Origin of the sequence: Aquimarina algiphila (genome assembly GCF_947494415.1) — a bacterium.
Lineage (GTDB): Bacteria > Bacteroidota > Bacteroidia > Flavobacteriales > Flavobacteriaceae > Aquimarina > Aquimarina algiphila.
In genome coordinates this window covers 1,041,682-1,066,767 of sequence record NZ_CANLVC010000006.1, presented here as the reverse complement: position 1 = coordinate 1,066,767, position 25,086 = coordinate 1,041,682, and the positions used below count along the sequence as shown (strand labels likewise).

Sequence of the window (25,086 nt, the reverse complement as noted above, 5' to 3'; positions counted from 1 at the left end):
TGTTTTATACTTTTAATGATCCAACATCACTTGCCAAATACCATGAACATACATAGATGCTGGTTGTCTTCCTCCACCATCTGTATAGTCAAATACAGTTGCAACAGTGATATCATTTATCTCCTTAATAATTACCTTTAATGTTTGGTGTTTTTCGATTCCCAAACTTACATAACCAGAAATTGGATCTTTAAACAGCTCTAAATCAAATATCTTAGAAAACAAAGTGAGCACATCTTCATCAAAAGCCGTATTGTTTAATACAAAGTTTTCTGTATCAAAATTTCCAGTGAGATCGAGGGTAATTTCATTTTGTCCAATACTAAAACTGATCAATTGTTTACTAACCCAACCAATAGGGTTAGGAGCAATAAATCTTTCTTTAACTAACGCTTGATCTATCTTATCATCCTGATCATAATACGTATAAGAATTTATATTATTTAAGATTTTCATTTAATTACAATCTGGTAAATTAACGACTTGTTTGATTTTGTTAATAATATTATCTGCGCGAGCAGCAGAAGATGTATTATCTATTACCTTAACCCATTTACCACCTTTAAATTCCATGCGTTCTACGATTTTTATAATATTTCTATCTGCCAATTCTTTAAGAGACATCGATGATTTGACCTGATCTCCAAGTCCTGTTTTACCAAACCACGGCATCACTTCAGAAAATTCAAATTTAAGGTTTGGTGGTGGAGCTTGTACAAATTCAAATTTGATATAGTGAGTCCCTTCTCCAATATCATATTTCAGTGCTCTAGAATCGTATGTAAATGATAAATCTCCTATTTTTTCATTTCCATACACAGGGCTTGCAAATTCTCCACTTATATCCCCAGGACCTTGAAATCTATCATAAAATTTAGTTTCTTGAGCAATATCAGAACCAGTTTTGGCAATAACATCTCCCTTTGATCCATTAAAAGGAGGCCATCCCCCATTTAAATTATTAGAGGTCATCAAGTTCTCTAGCTTTGTCCAATCACTATTACTAAAATGTACCCAAGCCTCATCTCCTAATGTGGGGTTTTGAGCGAATTCATCAACTGAAGCTAAGAATTTTTCTTTTGTAACACCTCTTACAAAATCTGCTGTATTATCTACGGCATCAAAAGCCTTTTTCAATGCCAAGGCCTGATCATAAATCTTCTGATATTTTTGTCTGGCAGCGGAAGGAATATTATTAAGTTTAATTCTTTGTCTTGCTAATAAATCTTTTACCTTCTTCAACTCCTCATTAAATTTTGCTGGAGTTTGTGTTTTTATATTTTTAAGTGATTCTATAAGCTTTGCTCCATTAAAATCTATCTTATGTCCTTTGAAAGATGGGATATCGTTTACAAACTTTGTAAGAGCACTTTTACTAGCCAAACTTATATTTTTGATACCACTTGTCGTTTTCTGAGCTATTTTAACAATACCTGGAACTGCTGCTGGTAATGTAGCTATTCCAAAAATCATGTTTGCAGTTTCTACACCCTCTACAAAATCATCTCCCATAGCTTCTTTTAAATCTTTTTCATTAACGGCGATAACAATGTCTGTTGTGGCAAAAACAATTTCGGCTCCTGCCAAAAACTTTGCTGCAAAAGCAACAGAAGTACCTCCAGAAGGTATAAAAGTGGCCGCAGAACCAGCTATAACAACTGCATCTAGAATAACTCTACCTAAAACTCCATTTTGTTGGGCATCTATATTATTGCTCATCCATGCCAAGTACATTGCAGGTACTGCTATGACTGTGCCTTTTTTAAACTCAACCTCCCTCGTGATTTCTGTATCAGCAAGAAACTCGACAATTACAAAATCTAATGGTTTTAATTTATCAGTTTCAATTATTGTCTTACTATTTTTACCTTCATTCTGGATTGCTAGATTTACACTTACAGAAGCAGAATTAGAGGTAAGTACAATGTTAGAACTATATTCATAATCATTGAGACTATTTCCTACATTGTCTGTAAAATTTCCATTACGCGCCATAGGGAAATATCGCTCTGTAGCATTGTCTATATCTATTTTTGGAATCTTACTCGTTTTGGCCGATAGATAATCTACTTCAGCCATCATATGGTCTTTTATATCATTTGACAATTCTTTGTTAGGATCACCATATGCTTTTTGCATAATTTTTGATAGTTGTAAAATGAAATTTGTTGCGTACCGATTATCTGTGTTCCAAATTTCTGTAATACTTGAACCTTTAAGGACTGTCCATATTTTGGAAAAAAGAGTATAATTATTATCTGTCCCTTTTAATGCATTAAGAATGGTTTCTGCATCTTCAAAATTATCATGGAGATTGTCAAAAATATAACCTATAAGACTTTCTGTATCATTTAAAAATATACTATCATCTCCTTTATCTAAAGCATATTGTAATAAATCTAATCTATCTTGTACTACACCAATACCATCTTCACTTAATAGTTTAGCATAATCAGAAATAAAAGAGCTCATTAAACTACTAGAACTTAACACTCCTTGATCTGTACATTTTTTTAAATATTCAAAATTCTTTACACCTGTATTAACATCACCATCATCATACGTAAGAAAATTATAAACAGTTTTTTTGTCTTCTTTTGAAGAAAGATTGTTAAAAATATTTACAACTAATTGTTCTTCGATATCTGTTAATGCCAGAACACTTGCATCTTTATCAATTGCCCATTTAGCAAGCTCGATTCTTATATCTACCGCATTGTTTTTATCAAGAATTTTAGTTACTCCATCATAAAATATGTCAGAATATAAATTATAATCATTGTCATTAGAATTTTTAATTATTTTCTTGAAGTTTCCGAGAGGTTCATCACCAGCAATTAAAAAATCATAAATCGCCTTGTTATTTTCAGGAATATAATTAAACATTCTAAACGTTAAAGCCCTAACTATTTCTCTTTGTCCAGGATCTAGATTTAGAAAGGTTGGTGTACTAAAGAAGGATATATCCAGCATTTTTTTAAACGCTTCCGGATCATCTCTAGTCGCAAACAATTCTCCTAAGCTGTCTCCAAATATCCTTAAATCTTCTTTAATATGATTTGAATTAACGTTTGAGGTAACAACATCTACAATTTTTAATAAATTACTATAATCATTATTCGTTCCTTTCAAATAATTATGAAAATTGGCATCTACTTCATTTGGATTGAAAGATATAATTTTCTTCAACGTAGGAACTACATAATATGGTCTAATCGTTTCTCCTGCAGTCTTCTTAAAATACTCATACAAAACATCAACAAGAAACGCTCTTTCAGATTTCAAATAAGCACTGCTATTTTGGGAGCATATATACATAAGCTCTCCTAAAAACGAAGTATAGTTATCTCCATCAAAAGGATTAATGGATCTATCATCCATCTCCTCTATGAGCGTTAAAAAAAGTTTATTGTTATCTTCTTTAAAATCCGCAAACAAACTTTTATAATTAGCACTCTTTATATTATGTAAAAGATATAATACAACTGCCTCTTGTTTCTCTTTTATGGTTTCTTTAGCAATACTTCTAATTGCTTTTATTACTACCGAATATTCGACATCCTTTAATACGTTAGAACATAAGCGTCTGGTCGCATCAACAATTTCATCAATATTTTCGGTATTAACAGCTGCAATAAACTTAGCTTTTTGACTTTTTCCTTCTTCACTGCTCAGGCTACTGCATTTACTGTTATTAATCATTCCTTTGAGAATCTCTTCTAAAAATTGAGATTCTGGAAGATCTGCATCTGTTAGGTAATTATACCAGGCATTAATTCTTTTATGATTTTTATCACCACTCGTACTTGAAAGGTTTGCAAAATGAGCCTTAAGTAAATCCCCATCTATTTTTTTGACATCATCCCCAAGTAAGTAGTTTTTAAATGACCACCAGGAAATATTTGCTTTACTACCTTCTTTCCCTTTACCTCCTTTTAAGATAGCAAAATAATATCGTGATAATGCAATAGCCTTTGCCCCTCCTTTACTTAAAGTTTGTTGTATAAGAGCTTTTTTGTTTTTATCAGCTTCTCCATTTTTCTTAAAAAACTCCTTTAGCGTTTCATACGTTTTTCCTGCGGCTTCAGAATTATCTGTCTTTACCGGACTGTCAAATGCCTTTTTGTAATAATCCCTAAGTTCTGTTGTGGAAGAAGATGAAACTTTGTATTTATCTCTAAATGGAAAAAAAGGCGCCGCAATAGCTTTTTTTCGATTTGCTACCCCATAATAGATTACCGGTTTGCCAACATTTGTCAATTTTTCATTGACTTCAATAAGTTTTTGATTAAGTTCTTCTATTTTTAATGGAGTATTACTTACTCCAATATCGGTTAAATCTAATTGGTTTTCTACATAACCAGAAAGGAGTGCCGGATTAAAGGTATCATCTCCTACAATATAAACATACCAATTTTTATCACTTTTATTATTTGCTTCGTTTTTTTTATTGTAGTTTATTAAAAACTCTAATTGATTGGAAATACCAACATTTACTTCTTCTATAGTTTTAAAATCAACAGTATTAGCAGATGGAGTTTTATCGTTTGCAAAAACAGTTGACTGTATCCCCAAAAAGAATAATACTGTGCAAAAAAACCTAATCATTGTTTTCGTATAGTATATAGACATAGTAAACTTTTTATATATCATAGTTTTCTAAAAACCTTAATTTTAAAATCTTCCTCCCCAATTTGCCAACTCTATAAACTGACAGGTCTCAAGATCTAAATATTGTAATTCAAAATACATTCCGCCATCAGAAATCATCATTTCTGCATATTCCTTCCCTTCTATTGTTTTCATTCCGGTAAGAGTATCCAAAAACCCTTGTTGAGGCTTTTCTTCAAGAACCTTTCCCAAAAAATTTTTCACTTTTTCCTTATGCGGATGAATAATCCAAACATCTCTTCCTTGTCTTGAATGTTCTTCATTTTTAATACCATGTATCATTTTATCTGATTTAAAATATGGTGCTTCTATCCAAGATTTCAAAGTATTATCTTCATAATAGACTGCAGCATTTTTTGGATGTTTACGCTCAGAGTTCCTACCATAAATGATAAGTTTCAAATTATTTGGTAATGAATATTCTTTATTGTTATGTATCTGCATAATCTCCTACTGTTCCAAATAATTATATTTATACTTATTGATTAAGCCTTTTAGTGCTTTTTCTACAGATTCCATAAGAGTATCAATTGTCTCAATTTCAGAATCTCCATCATCTTGAGATTTCTTCAAAATTTTAGGTAAGTCAATATCTGTCTCTAGAGCTTTGGTTATAAACTCTTTAACCGTTTCTTTATCCTCTTTATTTTCAGCTATAGCTTTAGAAAAGAAGTAAAGATGAAACTTCTCCTGAACATCAAACGCTTGAGCAAACTCTTCTGGAACATTGCTGATTTCAGCCTCTCCTTCGAATTCAAATTCAAACTCGCCATCTACATTATCTTCTTCTTGTGTTGTTGTATCAGATGAAGAAGCTCCTAAATTATAAATTTCTTCATATGCACTTAATAAATTTGATTCTTGTGATTTATTTTGTCTGTAGTACTTTTCTATTGCCTTAATAATTAAATCAGAAATCTTATCCTTAACCTCATCCAGTTTATCGGCTATCTCTTCATTTAAAGCATCGATTTGATTTTGTATTTCTTCTTTTTCTTCTTCTGTTTCTGCCGCTGCCAAATCATCTTCAAGAGTACTTACCTGATCACTCAACTCTCTTACATCTGCTATCTCGTCTGCTGGTAAATCTCCATTTATCTTATCCAATAAAGCATCAATATCTTCTCCAGTCAATTCTCCTTCTCTAATTTTATCTGCAACATCTTCTAACACATCCAAAATACTTTCAGTAAGATCTATAACCGCATCAATTTCATTCTGAATATCGTCTACCCCTCCCCAATTTTCATCATAATCAGTCACAACTACACCATCCATTAACTGGTAATCTGTATTAATGCGAATACCGTCAAAACTTACTTTAAGTCTGGTATCTTGCAAATAAGGAACAACGATATATCCCCAACCAGAGAAAGAGCCATTTGTCCCTTCTACTTCTTTAACTTTTACTGGAAAATCCCCTGCAGTAAACACTTCATTTACTACTAGTTGCTCTAAAGGGTCTTGATTAGTAATTACAATCTCAGGGGTTATACCACAATTATAAGTAGATGTTTCATCAGAGGTAATTGTAGTTGTAAATTGATAAATTTGGGAATAGGTATATGGACCATTATCAAGACATTGCCCTCCTACTCTAAATTCATAAGTAGTACCTGGTTCGAGATTATAAATCGTAGTATTTTCATTTATAGTTCCATTTTCAAACCAAATTGCATTTTCTGTATCTTTTTTACGGTATTGCACATTATATCTTAAATGTTCTACACCTTGCCAAAGAATTTTTTCTGAAGTAGTGCTTTTAGCCTCTGCAAGAATATATTCTGGCTCTCCACAACTGCCAGTATATGTAAAATAGTATATTTCACTATATCCATCATTTTTAAAAATCGAAGTTTCACTAATTCCATCACTAACCATTGCCCTTACGCGCCATCCATATGTCTTATCTGGCAAAAGTGGCGTTTCCCCTGGCCCATACAACAATGTCGTAGCAAAAGTATTCGTCTGATACAATGGTCGGCTTGCTAAAAAAGCTGCCTGAGGATCCATCTGGTTATCCCAAATTTCTGCTAAAGTAAATTCATATTCTACATTAGTTGCGTTAAGATGGCGAGGAGTCCATTGAAAAATAATATTTTGAGGATCTCGCATTAATACTTGTTCCCCTCTATTAGGAATATTTAAAAAAGGCGGATCATTTAGTACCAAATAAACTGCGGTACAACTTTTTCGTGAAATTTGTTGTCCAGATTGTGCATCGTATACTTCAAAACAAAAACGATATAATCCTTCTGGCAAAGGAATACTATATTGTTGTGGATTAATTCCTCTCAGGTTTTGAAGCTGAAAATAGGGTTGTAGATCAATATTACTAAGACGTAATGGCACTCCCCCATCTAAAAATATTGGATTTGCTCCAATAACAACATCGTTACTTTGGATAGATAGTCCTGCATTATTTTCTACATAGAATTTAAGATTAACCTGACGATTAGATTCTGTAATATCAGTCAATAATAAATTAAGTATTAACTTATCTGTAACAGAAGTACTGTACTCTGATAGTTTTAAACTATATGGTGGTATTACTTGAGGAGTAACATTTACAGGAAAAACTTGCGCCTGTGCCACATAGGAAAACATTAAAACAACAAGTGCTATTATGCATCTATATTTTGTAAACATACATGATTTTTTTATCCTATTTATTATACTTAGATCCATAAAAATCAATTATTCTTTTTGGACTTTAATATCTACGGAGATGAAAGAGTTTTGTCCATCATTGACAAAGTTCTTAATCTTTATTGCTCCTTTTTTTCCTTCTTGAGTCTGAAAAAGAACAATTCTTGGCAATACACTATTATCAAAATCCTGAAGTCCCCCTGGAGTTTCTTCTATCAGCAAGCTGCTTAATAAAGTATCATCTTGCATCGCATCAAATTGAGCAACCGATAATGAAGCAGAACAACCACATAGTTCTTGAGAATTTATAAAAATTGTATTCTTAGGATTTTGCAAAGCATCAAATGTTGTTCCTGACAACTCATCAGGGCTCACAAAACGATTACGTACAAATGTACTACTTAGTCCAAAAAACACAATATCAATACGTTCTGATATCGCCGAAGTAATTTCTTCTGCTGTGTACACTGTTCGATCCGCTATACTATAAAAACTACCTGTAGTATTAGAAGTATGCGCTGTATTTATTCCTAACCTAATATCATTTAATTCTCTAAGGTTAGTATTCGCAAAAAATAAAATCCCTTTACTAAGTCTTTTAGTCTCTTTTCCATTTGAAGCTGTCAAAAGAATGGTCTTTGCCCCCGTTTGATTAAAAACAACCTCGGGGTTTTCTTCATTAGATGTTGATATATTAGCTCCCTCAAAATTCCATTGATATGAGGTTGCACTTATTGACTTATTTTCAAACTGTATTCGTACGGGTATTTGAAGATCATCATCATCAAAAGCTATTTCAAAATCAAAATCAGGAACTAAAAATGGCGCTACTGTAATTGTTTTTTGTTGACTATATGTCTCTCTTCCATTACTTATCTCCAAAGTTATTTCATGATCACCTGGTTCTGTAAATACAACTTCACCTGGGTTTTCACTAGAAGAATTTGCCGGAGTTCCTCCTTCGAATGTCCAAGAAAAACTGTCGGCTCCTGAAGAATTATTTTGAATACTAAATGTTGCTGGAGAAAAATTATCCACCAAATTTGTTACTTCAAAATCAATTAATACAGGATCATCTATTTGAATTTCTAATATCTTGGTATCCATTGACCCATCCTGATTACTAGCTGTTAATTCTATAGTATATGTTCCTTTTGCCTCATATTGTATCACTCCTGGATTACGGTTCACTGATCTTGATGGCACTCCTCCTTCAAAAGTCCATTCATAATCCTCTCCTCCTTCTGTTTTATTAAAGAACACTACTTGCACCGGAATTGAAAAATCATCATTAAACACATCAAATTCGAAATCTACAATGACAGGTACTGCCTCTTCTTTGGCACAGCCATAGAGAGTAAGCACTAGTATCATTAATATAAATCCTATTTTATTCATCGTATAAAAGATCTCTTATATTAAGTGTAAAAAAATTGAAAAAATCATTCAAATACCAATTTACGTGTTTCTGATCCTTTGGGTGTTTCTAATAACATTAAATATACGCCCGTTGGTAATGCAAGAGAATAATCTAATAAAAAGTCTATATTATTCTTTTCTGTTCTTTCATCCATCGTTGCTCCCGATATAAGATTCACAATTTTTAATTTGATATTAGATTCCTCAGCTAGACTTATTTTTGTTTGAAAAGTTCCATTATTTGGGTTAGGATACACTATAAATTCTTCTATAAATTCTCCTTGAGATGCAAATACTTCTGGGCTTTCTAATGCCGGTTGCACCAAAATTGTTTTTGTAAAATCCTCATAACAATCTAATTGAAACGATCTCAAATTAATATCATAAGCGCCTTCTTGTTCAAATTTAAGCACCAATTTCTCATCACTTTCAGAAACGATTTCAACTCCTTCTGGTATGGTCCACTCTACTTTTTCTCCCATAGGCTCACTTACATTGACTAATATCACCTCTTCCTTACTATAGGCTTGTGTAGTTAATAAAAAATCTGAATCAATTGGAACATCAAAGACTTCAACATCTATTTCTCCAATTCCAATACAGCCAAGACTACTAGTAATTGTAGCAATATATCTGCCTGATTCGGTAATCTCGACACTACTATCTGAGCTTGTAAATCCATTTTCACTAGACCATGAATATACAGCTCCAGAATCATCAATAGCAATATCTAGATTAAGTGATTGGTTACCACAAAGGGAACGCTTATCCTCCATATTTACCACAACTGGATCCGGATCAACAAGTGTTTCTTCATAAAAAGCTTTACACCCCTTCCTATCAATTACTTCTATTCTATATGTACCTGATGATAAACCATTAATAGAAGTTGATTCTGTTCCTGTATTCCATTTATAAGTATAAGGTGGATTACCTCCTGTAATATCTACTTCTATTCTACCGTCATCTCCTTCAAAACAAGTAGGTGAGACTGCAGTCGTTGCGGTTATTTCCAGCCCATTAGGCTGTTCTATCTTGATACTACCTTCTATTTGACATCCTTTACCATCGGTTACAAAAACTATATATGTACCCGCAATAAGGTTATCAATTGTCGCCGTTGTTTCGCCATTACTCCATTCATAAGTATATGGTGTTGTTCCTCCTACAACCAATGCTGTAGCTTGCGCATCGTCTCCATTTGCACAGGTAACAACAGAACTAGTAAATGAAATTCCTAATTTATCTGGTTGTGGCAAATATCTAGTACTATCAATTTCTTCTACAATTCTATACTCTCGCGAACCGTCAGTATCTGTAAATGACTCATATCTTCCTAAGACAATTCCATTACTATCTTCAATATTAAGTGCATATGTACCTACGCTTTGATAGGTTATAATACTATCATTCACAGGAATATCTTGCCATACACCTCCCACATTCTTTTTCCATCGATAGCAATACCTTCTAAATGGTGTTCTACATTGCCCTGTAGTATTACCACTTGTTTTATCAAAAGGAACTCCACCTGTTACTGTAGCAATTAATGCTCCATCCTGAAATTGATCTGGTATACCAAAAGGAGCATTAAAATCAACACCATCACTATATTCATTCTCTATATGACATGAAATAGGGTTATCAATATTAATAGTTACTTCTAGGGGATTAGGTTCTCCTAAATTATAATCCGCGTTGATGAAGAAACAACCATTTTTATCTGTTGCAGAATCAAAATTAGCATCCCAAGCACTTAAACTATACACTCCTTTTCCAATAGAATGAAGTATTACCTCATATCCTTGATCACCTGGCAAAACATTTGTAATCGTTGTTGTTAAAAGTGTTCCTACAGCATCCCTCCATTCAAATCTATAAGTATCATCACTTTCTGCAGTACCTCCAAAAATTCTTGCTCTTATTCTACCATCTTCAAATCCAAAAGCTCTTGGTTCATTAATTAATGTTAACTCAAAATCAAGAGGCGCATCAGGTTCATCTATTATTACAGTCTTTACAATTTCAGGACCGAGTTTAATTTCTCCTGCTACATCTACTTGTTCTTTTGCAACACATTTATTAGCATCCCGTATTTTTATTTCATAGGTATCTGCGGATAGTCCTGTTATCGTATGAGTAAATTGCGTTGAGAACGGTATCCATTGGGTATCATCGTTGTCATTCCAAGGTTCTCCCGGTTTTCGAATAATATATCTATAACCTCCTACTCCTCCTTCTGCTCTAAGATCTATAGTCCCATCACTTCCATTGATACACCAAACATCTACTTTATTTGCATCATCATTAGGTTCTCCAACAAATGCCACTGGAGAAGGTCTGTTAATATTAAAATCTCTAAAATGATCTACACCTTCGGTGTAATAATTACTGCCATTATAGAATCCTAAAACGTCTACACGAAACCCAAAACCAACTGCACTAGCAGGAAGCCCTGAAATGGTATGTGTATTCCCAGGTCCAAATGAAGTAATATTATTATCATTTTTAACTACACTATTAGTTCTAAGATCAATGACAGAAAAGTTAACTTGATCTCTAGCAGGGTCTAATGGTCTGTCAAAAGTTAAGGTAATTGATCCATCTCCATTACCACTGTCGTCTATTGAGTCATAACATGTGACATCTTTAGTACTTATTCCAGTAATATGAGGTGCCGATTTCCTAACTTGATATCCTACTAGATTTGATGCTTCTTGACCACAGGATTGAATTCTAAAGAAAATCTCTCTTCCTATAACATCTTCTGTTAAAAAATCTTCTAAAACTACCGAAGCATTTGCAGTGTTTGCGATAGGTAATTCAAACCATTCGTAAACAGGAACATCACAAAATCGAATAGGTAAAATTCCACAAAGTACAGAAACTGTTCCTGTTTGAAAGCCATATTGCCAATTATATACACTATTATCAAAACCAGGAGAAGCTATAATATTAATTGGATCTTCAAAACCAGCAATATTTGAAGCACCCGGTGCTCTCGCAATTGAAGGTAAAGATATAAGCTCAACTACAACGCGACTACTAACAGAAACATCACTACTATTAGAAGCAGAAACATTTAAAACTCTTGCATTACAAGGATTAAGAGGTACATTTCTATCATCTGTATCCTGTGCTACTCTTGCTCCATCACAAGTATCACCAAATACTTGATCCCTAGCATCGCTGGAAAAAACATATAGTTCTACCCTGTTTACAATTCCATTTAATGTAAAAGTTCTTTCAGCTGTACTAGACCCTTCAAATGCCTTAGGTTGGCCATTTGTTAAGTATAAGAAATCATCTGAACCTCCTCCTTGATAATATGCTGTAAGGCGTAATTCTTCTCCACATCGACGATCTCTATAATAAGAATCATATTCGTACTCATTAATTTTAATTATAGTCTGCTGTCCAAAAGACATTGAACAGAAGAATATTACAAATACTATGGTTAAAATCCTTTTCATATTCTAGAAAATTACTTCTTTTGTTTTCATTTTAGAATGATTTCCTTGTTTTGTAATCACCTTAAGGCTATACACATAGGTATTACCAGGAGATATCGAATTATCTATAACTTTATTCGTTGAATTCGGCATCTGTTTAAACAAAATAGGTTTCTCATCCTTTTTTGACTTATATATCGTAATTTCAAGGACATCTTCAGGCAACTTTCTCCAAGAAATTGAAATATTTTTATTTACTCTATCCGCAACCAATGAAAAACCTTTTATTAAATCTTCATCTGTAGAGGTCTGACTTGTTATCGTTATTGGTGTTGATGGAACGGATTGCAAACCGCTATCATCTTCAGCAAAAATCGCATATCTATATTTAATTCCTGATTCTATACTACTATCAATATATTGGGTTATCGTGTCTGTTTCAAAAATTGGAAGCCAACCTTTTTCTGATTGATCCATACGTTGTCTAAAAAGCTTATGAGCTACAACATCATCACTTGTACTATTTATCCATTTTAAATATATGCCTTTAGGATCAACTTTATACCCCTTAAAAACTGGTGATGAAGGAGGAACTACATCCGGTTTTTTCAAACGCAATTTTTCAGAATAGTCAGACATATTAAATCGCTTATCCACAGCAACTATTTGATAAAACACACTACTATTCAATGACTTAACCTGTACCGTATCTATAAACGTAGTTCTATTTATTGGATCAATTGTAATTTGAGAAAGTTCTTCTTTATCTAAATTTCCTCTAAACACCCTATACCCTAACATATCCTTTTCTAGATTTGCTTCCCATTGTAATTTCACCAAACCCAATGTATCTACGGTACCTAATAGACCTATTGGTGCGGCGGGTGGTATTGAATCAATAGTTTGCACAAATGCTGTTAGTGATGTTGTCTTTTGGTTGTTTTTCCCCAGAGCAGTAACTCTAAAGTAATTAGAAGGTTCTGGTTCTGCATAGGTTGTTTTTCTACTACTTGCTGGAATTCCTGTTTTAACCACTTTATAAGGCCCTTTTTCCTGTGCAGCCCAATTTAGTTCAAAACCTGTTATTTCATTTTCAGTTTCTTTTGCAAAATCCCAATTTATAATTACACCTCCATTGTTATCAAATTCATGACGAGATATATGAGGCACAGAAGATAATTTTTTAATTCCCTGAGCAGAAACCACCTCTGAAGGTGTTCCTTGCTCTCCAAAAGGGGAAACCCCTATTACTCTATAATGAAATGTTTTATTATTTTGAGATAACGTATCTACATAAAACATTCTACGCGCAGGAGCGCCTGGTTTATCATTTAAATTCACTAATGGCGTATCTCCACCTAATCTTTTAAAATCTATTCCATTTTCAGAACGTTCTACAAAATAAGCATTATAGATAGACTTAAACATTGCATACTCCCATGTAAGTAGTATGTTTTTATCATCAGGAACAGCAATTAGATCAATAGGAGCAGGTAAAGGTTCTGCTTCTTTAATTTTTATAGTTACTATACCTGGTTCTATCTTCATTAATTCTTCTGGAACTAAAGAAATTACCTTATATAAATATTCTTCATTATTTTTAATATCCACATCTTCATAACCAAGAGCTGCCATTTTTGAAGCTTCAAAGTTTAAATCTGCTGCAAATAATGCAAATGAGAATCGTTGCTCTATTTCTCTGGATTTATTGATAATCTGCGCGAGTCCGCCTTGAGTTTCTTCAACTTCAAAAGTTTCTCCATATAAAGCTTGTGCCATAATTGCAGCATAATCATTTTTTTCCACTGCTTCCTTCCATTGTTCAAGTGGCATCGGTATTGCAGTAGCTAAACTCTTTTTTTCTGGAGGATTTAATAAATTTCCATCACGAAGAACAGTATATCTTTCAATTAAATATCCATATTTATTTCCTCTTAACCATGAAGAAGGTGTTGTAGCAGCCCATCTCAATAGAACTTTATCTGTTTGGACTCTGGCAATAACTTTTATTTCATTTTTTTCATTATCCTCTTGACTAAAACCAGTAATGGATATGCCGTATGTAAATAATACGATCACACATTTAAAAATGTATCTAAAATCTATTTTATTGATTATAATCAATTCTATTAATTTATGTTGTTAATTTTATTTCTTTACTGTCTTCCCAAAATTGGGTTTTTATACTTATAATTGGCAGAAGTTCCTTTTATTCCTCCTGGCAAATTATATTGTAGTTTTATATTGTATTTACCATACAACATAAATTTATACTCCTCTGATATAATACTTAATTCTTGTGAGCCACTTGAGATCAATCCATTTGCATAATCATTAATCACTCGATCTCTAACGTCCAAATAATCAATAAAATATATATCTGGAAGATTGTAACGAAATGGAAAACGTGTAGCCCTCCAATTTAAATCTACGTTATTTTCTAAACTGGTTATATAATTACTTAAAATAGGTAGTGCTCTTTTAGGTGTGTATCCATATTCAGAAGCATCTCTACTAATACTATATCGTGAACCTTGAGTATATTTTTGATAAAGTATAGGATTAATATCTTTTTTGAAATAATCATCTTGTAAATCAGACTCTACTTCTACCAATGCTTTATTATCAGAATAAGAATTACCAAGAAGTTCTACGATATCAAATCCTTCATTGTATTTTATCTGTGATGTTAAATAAATTACAACAGAGTTTATTTTACCCCAATTGTCGTCATTTACTTTTATACTCTTTATTTTATCGGCAAAGGTTTTGTATTGACTTGATTTAAACTCATAAGCCAATCGTTCTATTTCTCCTTCTTTTAAAACATTTTCTGCGTTATTTGTTCTTACTTCTAAAGTATTATCATCTCCATAATCTGTAGTTTCAGAACTTGTTTCATTACTAGAAGAATCTCCAGAAGATTTTGTACTACTTATAATTGACATATTATAACCAAAATCATTTTTTACTTTTGGAAATTTATAACTTACCTTATTATCACTATTACTATAGTTAAAATCTGCTGTAGAAACGTCTCCATTTTCATCTATGTACTTAACAACACTCTCCCATTGACTATTATCAAAAAGGTAATCTTGACCTCTTTGTAATTGAATATATCCATTATTATGTTCATCAGGATAGAATAGTTGCTGATCTACAACAGGATAAGAATATTGAATATTATGCAAAGGAATGTGATCTGGAGCAGTTCCCGTAGTAAAATTTCTTTCTTCTACTTCAATGGCCTTTTGACCATCTTCTAAAATTGTCTGGAACGAACCATTAACTTTTTCCTGAAAACTAACTTCTACAGTAACTTTTAGTTTTGTTGCTGGAGGTAGAATATCATCTGATATAAAAGTAGCACGATCATTCATTTGTCCCCATTCTAATGTCCCTACAATTTCTTTTCCAGACTCATCGGTGACATTAAATTTTTCTAAAATTACCTTGTACACATTATCTCCACTATCTTCGGGAATAACAATAGGTTGATTAATTTTCATTGCAAATGCTGCTTGAGGTGCGGCAAAAACGTCAATATCCCCATCACCTTCTTTTGGAGTTACATCGGTAATCATCTTAATACCACCCATTGGAGCTGTATTCTCAAGTTCACACTCTTTTCCTATGGTTAGTTTAAATCTAAAACTTCCTTTTATTAACCCTCCAAGTAAATTATAATATCCACCGGCATATCCTCTAAACCAAAATGGATTTGGCCCTTTTCCTTGTAATAATACAGCTGCTCCTCCTTTTATAATCGGGATCTTTTTCTTTATAAAAAATAACTTAATATTTATACCCAATTCTCCTTGCAGGTAGGCATAGGACTGTCCATTAGCATACCATCCATTAATACCAACCTCATCTCCTGTATTTACACATCGAGCATCTCCATAATCCTTAAGCATAATATCAAAACCTACTCCTGCTTGAAAACGTGCATACAATATCAAAAACCGGAGATCACCTGTGTCGATACTAAAATCAGCACCAAAAGCAAATCCTCGACCTTCTCCCAACGCATTTTCATCACGCATATAATTCAATTCTTCAGCGTCTACTCCTAATATTTCTGCGACAATTGCAGGTGGTGGCGGACTACCTGGGATACGATCTCCCATCATAAAATACCCTCCTGTCTCAATAGAAAAACTACCTACTCCCATCTTGAGACCTAGTCGATCTGTCGGTGTACCCATATGTACATACCATTCTTCTTTAGATATATGTACTACACCCCAACCAGCACGTCCACCAGAAGCCCTTCCTTGTACAATACCTCCAGCTACGTTTACATATAGATCAAAAGTTGCATGGAATGAATCATTAACAAAATCAAACTCCATTCCCATTTTTGCACTAATAGCAGCTTCTCCAACTATTTCTGGTTCATATTCTAAATCGGCCTTATCCAAAAATGTTTTACCTGCTTTACTATCCATCACTCCATTGATCAACTCACTATCAACCATTCCGCTTAGCTTATCTGTAAGCTTACCTACAGGATTAGGGAAATCAAATGCTTTCATCAGTTGAGCTTCTCCAAATAATCCTAACCTATTTACTCCTCCGCTATTGTTAAATTCTATTTCGAAACCAGCCCCTACTGCTATTGCACTTTCATCTCCTATAGCGGCAAAAACCATTGCTTTTACACCAAGACTCGAATTTTCACTAGGAACATACGAAAGTCCAGAAGGTGAAAAGTCTGGTCCCGCATTTGGTCTTCTTGTCATTTTATAAAATGCTCCTCCGGCAAATCCCGATATTTGTAATGGCCCAACTTGTATCTTTAACCCTCTTACTGCTGCATCAACATACCAATATCTAAATTCATTCTTCCCAAAAATTGCTTTACAGGTAATAGGGCCAAAACTACCAAATGTACCTTCTATTTCTGCAGAAAAACCATCTCCATATACAGGGTCATTATTCATAAGCTCCAATCCACCTTTTAGCTGGATTGCACCCATATTTGCTTCGATATTGATCCTAGATAGATCTAACCGATCATATTTCCATCGTTGCTTATAATTTTCTTCCTCAAATTTACCGAAGATTCCTAAGCGTGCATCTGCAGCAAAACCTTTACTTTCTTTACCCATAAGGTTAAGCATGAGATCAAACTCAATCCCCGCTTCATACTCATTAGACATAAAAGCGATATTGGCAATAGAAACCGGAAAATTAGCAAGCTTCACCTCATCCTTATAACCAAAATAATCGACTTGAATAACGGGAGATGTGGTTTGTAATACCAAATTTTGAAACTCTATTCCTTTAAACTGAACCGTATGTTTTTCCTTTTTATCCCCTTCACCAGTTGTATATGTACTCCCTTCATTAGCCAAAGATTCTTTCTGACTAGCAGAAATGGCCATACGACCATTAAGAACAGCTTTAGGACGGAAGTTTCCATCGATTACCATTAGTTCTACCGATGAGTTAGGTAATAATTCTGCTTTTGCTTTAAATACATCAAAACTTAAGGTATCCAAAGTAGAAACTACTAATCCATATTCATTTTCAGAAATGATACCAGCATAACCTAGTCCCATTCTACCATCTTCACCTTCTGCTGTTGTTCCATTTTTATCCCCTTTATCAGAAATAGGAAGTAATATTCGTCCATTAAAATCGGCACCAATCAATCGGTTTGATGCCAATTCAATACCTATCTTATCTACAGAATATGCCCAAGATTTGGATTCTGAAGTTCTACCTGATTTTATTGGAATTATATTTTCTGCAGAGAAATACCCTGAAACACCATAACTATCAATTAATAGATTAGCCGCTTCAAAAGTTATTCTATTTTTTTGTGATATACTTTCTTCTGTTTTGAATTCTTGTGGGAGACCTACTTTTAATGATTGTACATACACTCCTCTCCAAGTATCTGGGTTGGGCAGTAATAACCCTTCATCATAATAATGCTGAGGGAAATTAACATTTTCTGTTCTTAAATCACTAAAATCAAATACTGCTTGATTTACAGAAAACATAAATTTATCAGGTTGACTAGCCATAACAAATGGAGATAGACTAATCTCGACAATCATATCGTTCCAGTCTGAAGCAACTGCTTTAAAAGCTCCTCTAACTCTATTAGGTATTTGTATTGGTTCTCTAAGAGCACCTTGGTAAGAAACTGTTTCTGGTAAAGGTTTTCCTGCAGCATCTACTGGTAAAATCATATTACGAGAGAATTGCACCTCTCCTTCTATTCCCATTTCTTTAACACCATCACAATCTATAGTAACATAGGTTCTGTTTTGAGTGTCTCCAGTTTTATAATCAAATCCTCCTTTGAGGATAAGTAACCAGTTACCTCCATTAAAAGGTATAAATATATCTCCAAGTAAAACAAGATTAGCTTCTCCAATAATCCCTCCTTGATGAGATAACTTAACATTGTTTGCTCCAAAAAAGAGTTCTATTGGCAACCCTTCTTCATCTGATTGAGGTAAAATAATTTTTACAAAAACAGTAAGTTCTGTATACTCTTTGGTAAATCTTGCTTTAGTAAACCCTAATTGATATTCAACTTCATTAAGTTTATGCTTAATTCCTACTGGTAATACCTGAATATCTTCATTTCGAAAAGAAGAAATCCATCTACCCGTGCTATCAATCTCATTAAATCCTTTTTCAGCTTCTGATCTAGAATCGTTAACACTAGTAACCGGAGCTGGAAATTCATTTTTGAGATTAGCAAAAGTAAACTCTGGCAAAGTAATTTTATTAACTAAATTTTCTATTGGGAATTTTTTATCCAACTCTGGAAATTGGACAAATTGTGCTGTCTTTTGTTCACTTGTAGGATGAGTATTCTTTTTTAAGGATAAAGAATCTTTTTCGTTTGAATAAAGGTTAAAAGAGTTTAAACTAACAAAACATATAACAAGTAGTAATAATTTTATTTTCATAAAACAATGTTAAGATTCAGGATTGCAATAATACGAAAAATATGCAACCTTAACAACTGAAAACCAATCAACATAACACATAAAAGACTAGTTTTCTAGTAAGGTTTTCATTAAAAAAAAGTGTATTTTCGACACCTATTCAAGTACGATAATAGTACATAAAAAACAAAGAAAAGTTCTGAATATATAACATGTTTAAGATACAGAACTTATTTTTTGTTGAAATCCACCGTTAATTCTTAAATATTTCATATCTAAGATCTATCTTCATTATCAAAGCTTGTTTGATTTAATATTGCTAAAGTAGACCATATAAGGATTAACCAGAAGACGAAACATAAATATGATTTATCTGAATCAATATTCGATAATATTTGCTTTTTATTCGCAAATAAAGAATTAGAGTACATTTCAAAAAAGTCAAACCCTCCAAAAACCTCATAAACAATAACTTTAAAAACTTTAGTCAACAAAAAAACCATCTTAACAGAGTCAAGATGGCTTATGATTAAAACTACCGTAGTTTTTACATTTTAGCAGACAATGCATTTAATTGTTTGGATTTTGCTTGCATGTACTTACTTATATTTTCTATTTCTTCACCAGAAAGTTTTGTCATTAAACTATTATACTGTTTGGTAAGATCACTACTCGCTTCGTTTAACTTTAAAAAAGACTCCATATCATGTGCTTCTACCGCTTTTTTATAGTTTGCTACATATTTTTCATAGTCTTTAATATATTTTTTTGCAGCAGAATTTTTGGTATAACCAGATGTACCTGGAATAGGGATTAACTTGTTCGTTTTTTCAAAATCCTTTTTTCCATCTAAGTCCGATTTCTTTTTCTTATTAGGTTTTTTCTTTTTTTCAACTTCGGGTTCTTTTTCCTTATCAACCTCTTCAACAAAATCAGATGTATCTCCTCTGGCAACTTCTACTGTATCCAAAGTATCTGATTTAGGATCTTTTTTACAGGAAAACGCAGATAGTAGTACTGCACTAAGAAAAATAGTTAAAATGGTTTTTTTCATAATTTCAATTTTAGGACTATCAATGGTTAAAGTATTTTTTATATAGGTACTTTCTATTATAATTTTAAGATACTAATTTTTTATTGCAAAAGTAATTTTAATTCTTCAAAATCCACCTCTTCTTGGGTTCCCGACTCCATATTTTTAACAGTAAATGTTTTAGTATTCATTTCAGAAGTCCCCGCCAGCACTACAAAAGGTATTGTCCTTTTGTTAGCATACCCCATTTGCTTTTTCATTTTTGCACTATCTGGATATAATTCGGCAACAATACCATCAGCTCTTAATTTATTTACAGCACTCAAACAGTATAATGCTTCAACTTCACCAAAATTTATAAAAAGTGCTCGTGTTGATGGTGCGACCGTTTCTGGAAATAGTTGTAATTCTTCCAGAACCAAATAAATTCTATCGAGACCAAAAGAAATTCCAACACCACTCATATCCTTTAATCCAAAAATACCCGTAAGGTCATCATATCTTCCTCCTCCTCCTATCGATCCCATTTTCACAGTATCCGGTGCAGACACTTCAAAAATAGCACCTGTATAATAATTTAATCCTCTTGCTAACGTAACATCCAAGTCTAATATTGCAGTTTTTAAAGGAATTTTATTAATCGCGTCAACAATAAACTGTAATTCTTCTACTCCCTGCATCCCTTCTTGAGAAGAAGCTAGCATATTTCTCAATTTTTCTATCTTCTCTGATGTCGTTCCGGTAAACTGAAATAAAGGTTTTACCTTTTCAATTGCATCTTCAGAGATTCCTTTACCAAGCATTTCTTTCTTTACACCATCTTCGCCAATTTTATCCAACTTATCCAATGCTACTGTGAAATCGATTAACTTATCACTAGCACCAATAACTTCTGCAATACCAGAAAGAATTTTTCGATTATTAAGTTTAATAGTAACTCCCTTAAGGTTTAATTTGGTAAAAACTGCATCATACAAGGTTATAAAATCAACCTCTTGCAATAACGATTTACTTCCTACTACATCTGCATCACATTGATAAAATTCTCTAAACCTTCCTTTTTGAGGTCTATCTGCTCGCCAAACCGGTTGAATTTGAAATCTTTTGAATGGAAAATCAATTTCATTTTGATGTTGTACCACATATCTTGCAAAAGGGACAGTTAGATCGTAGCGAAGCGCTTTTTCACTAATCTTAGAAGTCATTCTAAAACTATCTTTTGCTTCATATATAACATCATCTACTTTATTTAAATAATCACCACTATTCAATATCTTAAAAATCAATCGATCACCTTCTTCTCCATATTTCCCCATCAAAGTTTCACTATTCTCAAAACTTGGTGTTTCTATAGGCTGAAAACCAAATAATTTAAATTGATCTTTGATTGTATTTATAATAAAGTTTCTCTTAGCCACCTCTATAGGTGAAAAATCCCTGGTTCCCTTTGGTATTGACGGTTTTTGTGCCATTATACTTGTTTATGATCTATAATAAATAGAAGGCAGCACACTGATAATCAGAAACAAACATACCTCAATGCATGTATCTTATTTACCACTACCACCTATCGAAGCTGCAAATATCTAAAAAAAGTATAAAGCCCATCACTAATACTCTCAAAAAAATCTAGTTTTTTTGAGTAACTTTAATCATGTTTTGTAGTCTTATAGCAAGAACACACTTTTAAAAACTATTATGTTTTCACTTTTTAGAGAAAATATCAGAATTGCAATGGATTCTATAAAAGGTCAAGTTTTACGAACTGTCCTCACCATACTCATCATTGCAATTGGGATAACATCATTGGTAGGAATACTTACATTAGTTGGAGCCTTAGAAAACACTATTTCTGGAGATTTTGCCTCTATGGGAGCAAATACATTTAATCTTCAGCGTTATGAATTCAATACCCGAAACAATAGAGATAGAGAAAAAATCAATCCGATTATCAGTTATCGCAATGTAAAGGAATTTAAAGATAGGTTCAGCTATCCTTTTTCAAAAACCTCTATTCATTTTACAGGCACTCGTAATGCAGAAGTAAAGTATGAAAATGAAAAAACAGATCCTGAGGTTTCTGTAGTAGGTATTAACGAAAATTATCTTGAAAATACCGGAACTGAAATTGACAATGGACGAAATTTTACTTTTTTTGATGTTGAAAACAATAACCATGTATGTTTGATTGGGTCCGACTTTAAAAAAAACTTATTCAAGAATATTAATCCGATTGGTAAAACGATTAGTATTCGAGGTGTAAAATTTAAAGTTATTGGTCTTCTTGAAAGCAAAGGAGCTACTTTTAGAAACAATCAAGATTTACGAGTTCTTATTCCTTTGCAAATAGCAAGATCCATATTTACACTTCCTAATATTAATTACGGAATCAGTGTAAAAGTAGATGACAAGCAATTTATTGAAGGCGCTCAGGATGAAGCTATTATTACTTTTAGAAACATTCGAGGTCTTAACCCTGTTGAAGAAAACAATTTTGGTCTAGAACGCAGTGATGACCTCCTTAATCGTATTGCAAGCATTACAGTATATCTATATTATGCTGCATGGATAATAAGTATTATTACTATTTTTGGTTCTTCTATTGCCTTAATGAATATCATGCTCGTCTCTGTAACAGAGCGAACACGCGAAATTGGGGTTAGAAAAGCATTAGGCGCTAAAAAACACACTATAGCCGGTCAATTTTTTATGGAAACCATAATCATTGGCCAGATTGGTGGTCTTGTTGGTATTATCTTGGGAATACTTATTGGAGGAGGAATATCATCCTTAGCAAATTTCTCATTTAGCACACCCTGGTTAGCTATTATCGCAGCAACTACAATTTCTTTTGTAATTGCTGTAGTATCTGGACTATATCCTGCTGTAAAAGCTGCAAAACAAGATCCTATAGAGTCTTTACGTTATGAATAAAACCCTATCTCTAACAGTTGAATCTTAAAATTACTCTCTACCTTGAACTAGTTTAGCAAAGTAATGATACAATTCTCCTTTTGTAATATTTGCTCCTTTTTGTATCAGTTTAAACTTATCAAGGTTTTTATCTCCTGTATACTCTTTGGACGCATTATAAAACACCACTTCGTCATTTAAAAGATTTTGTTGCAACCACTGATACCCTTCTTTTGTAGTGACATCAATTGCATCATTATTAATTTTTATAGCAATAAGAAGCATTTGATCTTCTGTTAACTCAAATAAATGTATTTGATCTTTTGAAAAATGCTCAAGATACTTTGCGTTTTGCAGTGCTTTTTCCCATACCAGATCGCTAAAAACATCGATTTCATCTTCTGCCACCTGAGGTTTATCGATTTTAATCTCATTCCACTCTTCTGCAGTAATAGATTGTGTTGCCAAAAAGTTGATAAACTCTACATGCAGTTCTTCTAACTGCTCTTTACTTAATCGTTGATATTTCATCTATTCTAAAAAAATTGACTGCAAAAATAAGTATAAAAAGATAAAAACTAAATAATAATCCAATCCTTATAACACTCATCCAACCTTTATGTATAAGTAAATCGTAAAGTTCTTATATTTATACATCAACACATAAATATTACATAAAAAATGAACTCATCAAGAGTAATCTCCGCCTTTTACACCTGCCTTTTTCTATTCATGTATAATAGTATAAACGCACAAAAATTATCCAAAACTGAAAAGAAGATAATTACCACTATAGAAACAAATCACGAATCTGCTATTAAGTTTTTAGAAAAGGTAGTCAATATTAATAGCGGAACAATGCATCACGAGGGAGTAAAAGAAGTCGGAATGGTCTTTAAAAAAGAATTTGATGACATAGGTTTCAACACCCGTTGGATTGATATGCCAACCGAAGTAAATCGTGCTGGGCATTTATTTGCAGAAACCTCAGGGACCAAAGGAAAGAAACTCTTGCTTATTGGACATTTAGACACCGTGTTTGAAAAAGACAGTCCTTTTCAAGAATACAAAAGAGATGGAGATATTGCTTACGGACCCGGTACAAATGACATGAAAGGCGGAGACGTAGTTGTTTTATATGCCCTAAAAGCTCTTTATGAAAATAAATTGTTAAAAGACTCACAAATCATAGTTGCTTTTACGGGAGATGAAGAAAGCACAGGCAAACCTCTAGATATAAGCAGAAAAGATCTAATTGATGCCGCTAAAAAAAGTGATATCGCGCTAGGTTTTGAAACTTCTACAGGCTTCAATTATGCTACTGTAGCTAGAAGAGGGTCTTCTGGATGGGAATTACAGGTTAAAGGCAAAAGAGCACATTCTTCAGGAATATTTAATGAGCGTGTTGGAGCGGGTGCTATTTTCGAAGCATCAAGAATTTTAAATTCTTTTTATAATGACGTAAGAGGAGAAAAGTTTCTAACTTTTAATCCAGGAGTGATATTAGGAGGAACTGATATAGAGTTTAACAACTCCACAGCAAAAGGAGTTGCTTTTGGAAAAAGTAATGTAGTATCTCAAACTGTTCTTGTAAAAGGAGGGCTTCGATTTATTTCTGAAGAACAAAAAGAAAAGACACGTTCTAAAATGAAAGAAATAGTATCAAAAAACTTACCTCATACAAGTGCTTCGATCTCGTTTAAAGACAGCTATCCTGCAATGCAACCAACTAAGGGTAACATAAAACTACTAACACTCTTAAACGAAGTGAGTAAAGATCTTAACCAAGGTATTGTTGAAGCATATGACCCAGGTAAACGTGGCGCTGCAGACACTTCCTTTGTTGCAGATTATGTAGATTGCTTAGATGGACTAGGTACTATGGGTAGTGGTGCGCACACTCCAAAAGAAACTTTGGACCTAACTACTTTTGAAGCCTTAACTAAACGTACAGCATTATTAATTTATCGATTAATTACTCCATAGATACTAAAGTAGTTTAATCATAAAAAAAGAGGCTCTTAACATA

At 33.0% G+C, this 25,086-nt stretch carries 13 protein-coding genes; 2 read left to right on the top strand and 11 right to left on the bottom strand.

All coding sequences use genetic code 11. The annotated features are described in order from the left end of the window. Positions 1-12: 12 nt before the first annotated feature. From PQF96_RS13935 to hisS, 10 genes are all read right to left on the bottom strand, one after another. On the bottom strand, positions 13-456 hold the full coding sequence (locus PQF96_RS13935) for a hypothetical protein (RefSeq protein ID WP_271766888.1): 444 nt from the start codon (positions 454-456) through the stop codon (positions 13-15). Beyond that, positions 457-4,608: a hypothetical protein gene (locus tag PQF96_RS13930; protein ID WP_271766886.1), complete on the bottom strand. Its 4,152-nt coding sequence runs from the start codon at positions 4,606-4,608 to the stop codon at positions 457-459. It abuts the gene before it with no gap. A gap of 66 nt (positions 4,609-4,674) precedes the next feature. Further along, positions 4,675-5,115, bottom strand: a complete 441-nt coding sequence (locus tag PQF96_RS13925) for a hypothetical protein (RefSeq protein ID WP_271766884.1) — start codon at positions 5,113-5,115, stop codon at positions 4,675-4,677. Positions 5,116-5,121: 6 nt separating this feature from the next. Further along, a complete protein-coding gene (locus PQF96_RS13920; protein WP_271766882.1) occupies positions 5,122-7,320 on the bottom strand; it encodes a fibronectin type III domain-containing protein in 2,199 nt (732 codons plus the stop codon). 48 nt (positions 7,321-7,368) lie between these two features. Beyond that, positions 7,369-8,718: a PKD domain-containing protein gene (locus PQF96_RS13915; protein ID WP_271766880.1), complete on the bottom strand. Its 1,350-nt coding sequence runs from the start codon at positions 8,716-8,718 to the stop codon at positions 7,369-7,371. Positions 8,719-8,762: 44 nt separating this feature from the next. Beyond that, entirely contained in the window at positions 8,763-12,212 is a 3,450-nt protein-coding gene (locus tag PQF96_RS13910) for a T9SS type A sorting domain-containing protein (protein ID WP_271766879.1), read from the bottom strand. 3 nt (positions 12,213-12,215) lie between these two features. Next, a complete protein-coding gene (locus PQF96_RS13905; RefSeq protein ID WP_271766877.1) occupies positions 12,216-14,270 on the bottom strand; it encodes a fibronectin type III domain-containing protein in 2,055 nt (684 codons plus the stop codon). A 77-nt stretch (positions 14,271-14,347) separates the two neighbouring features. After that, positions 14,348-19,132 (bottom strand): hypothetical protein, encoded by a 4,785-nt coding sequence (locus tag PQF96_RS13900; RefSeq protein WP_271766876.1) that lies wholly within the window; start codon positions 19,130-19,132, stop codon positions 14,348-14,350. Positions 19,133-19,658: 526 nt separating this feature from the next. Then, entirely contained in the window at positions 19,659-20,165 is a 507-nt protein-coding gene (locus PQF96_RS13895) for a hypothetical protein (RefSeq protein WP_271766874.1), read from the bottom strand. Between the two features lie 80 nt (positions 20,166-20,245). Continuing rightward, on the bottom strand, positions 20,246-21,616 hold the full coding sequence (gene hisS / locus PQF96_RS13890) for a histidine--tRNA ligase (protein ID WP_271766872.1): 1,371 nt from the start codon (positions 21,614-21,616) through the stop codon (positions 20,246-20,248). A gap of 226 nt (positions 21,617-21,842) precedes the next feature. Between hisS and PQF96_RS13885 the strand changes: the two genes are divergently transcribed. After that, entirely contained in the window at positions 21,843-23,078 is a 1,236-nt protein-coding gene (locus PQF96_RS13885; protein ID WP_109437781.1) for an ABC transporter permease, read from the top strand. A gap of 30 nt (positions 23,079-23,108) precedes the next feature. Here the strand turns inward: PQF96_RS13885 and PQF96_RS13880 are convergent, their stop codons facing one another. Next, positions 23,109-23,588: a DUF6495 family protein gene (locus PQF96_RS13880; protein ID WP_271766871.1), complete on the bottom strand. Its 480-nt coding sequence runs from the start codon at positions 23,586-23,588 to the stop codon at positions 23,109-23,111. Between the two features lie 201 nt (positions 23,589-23,789). Between PQF96_RS13880 and PQF96_RS13875 the strand changes: the two genes are divergently transcribed. After that, positions 23,790-25,043 carry a M20/M25/M40 family metallo-hydrolase gene (locus PQF96_RS13875; RefSeq protein WP_271767089.1) on the top strand — a complete coding sequence of 418 codons (1,254 nt, stop codon included), beginning with the start codon at positions 23,790-23,792 and terminating at the stop codon, positions 25,041-25,043. Positions 25,044-25,086: the final 43 nt, after the last annotated feature.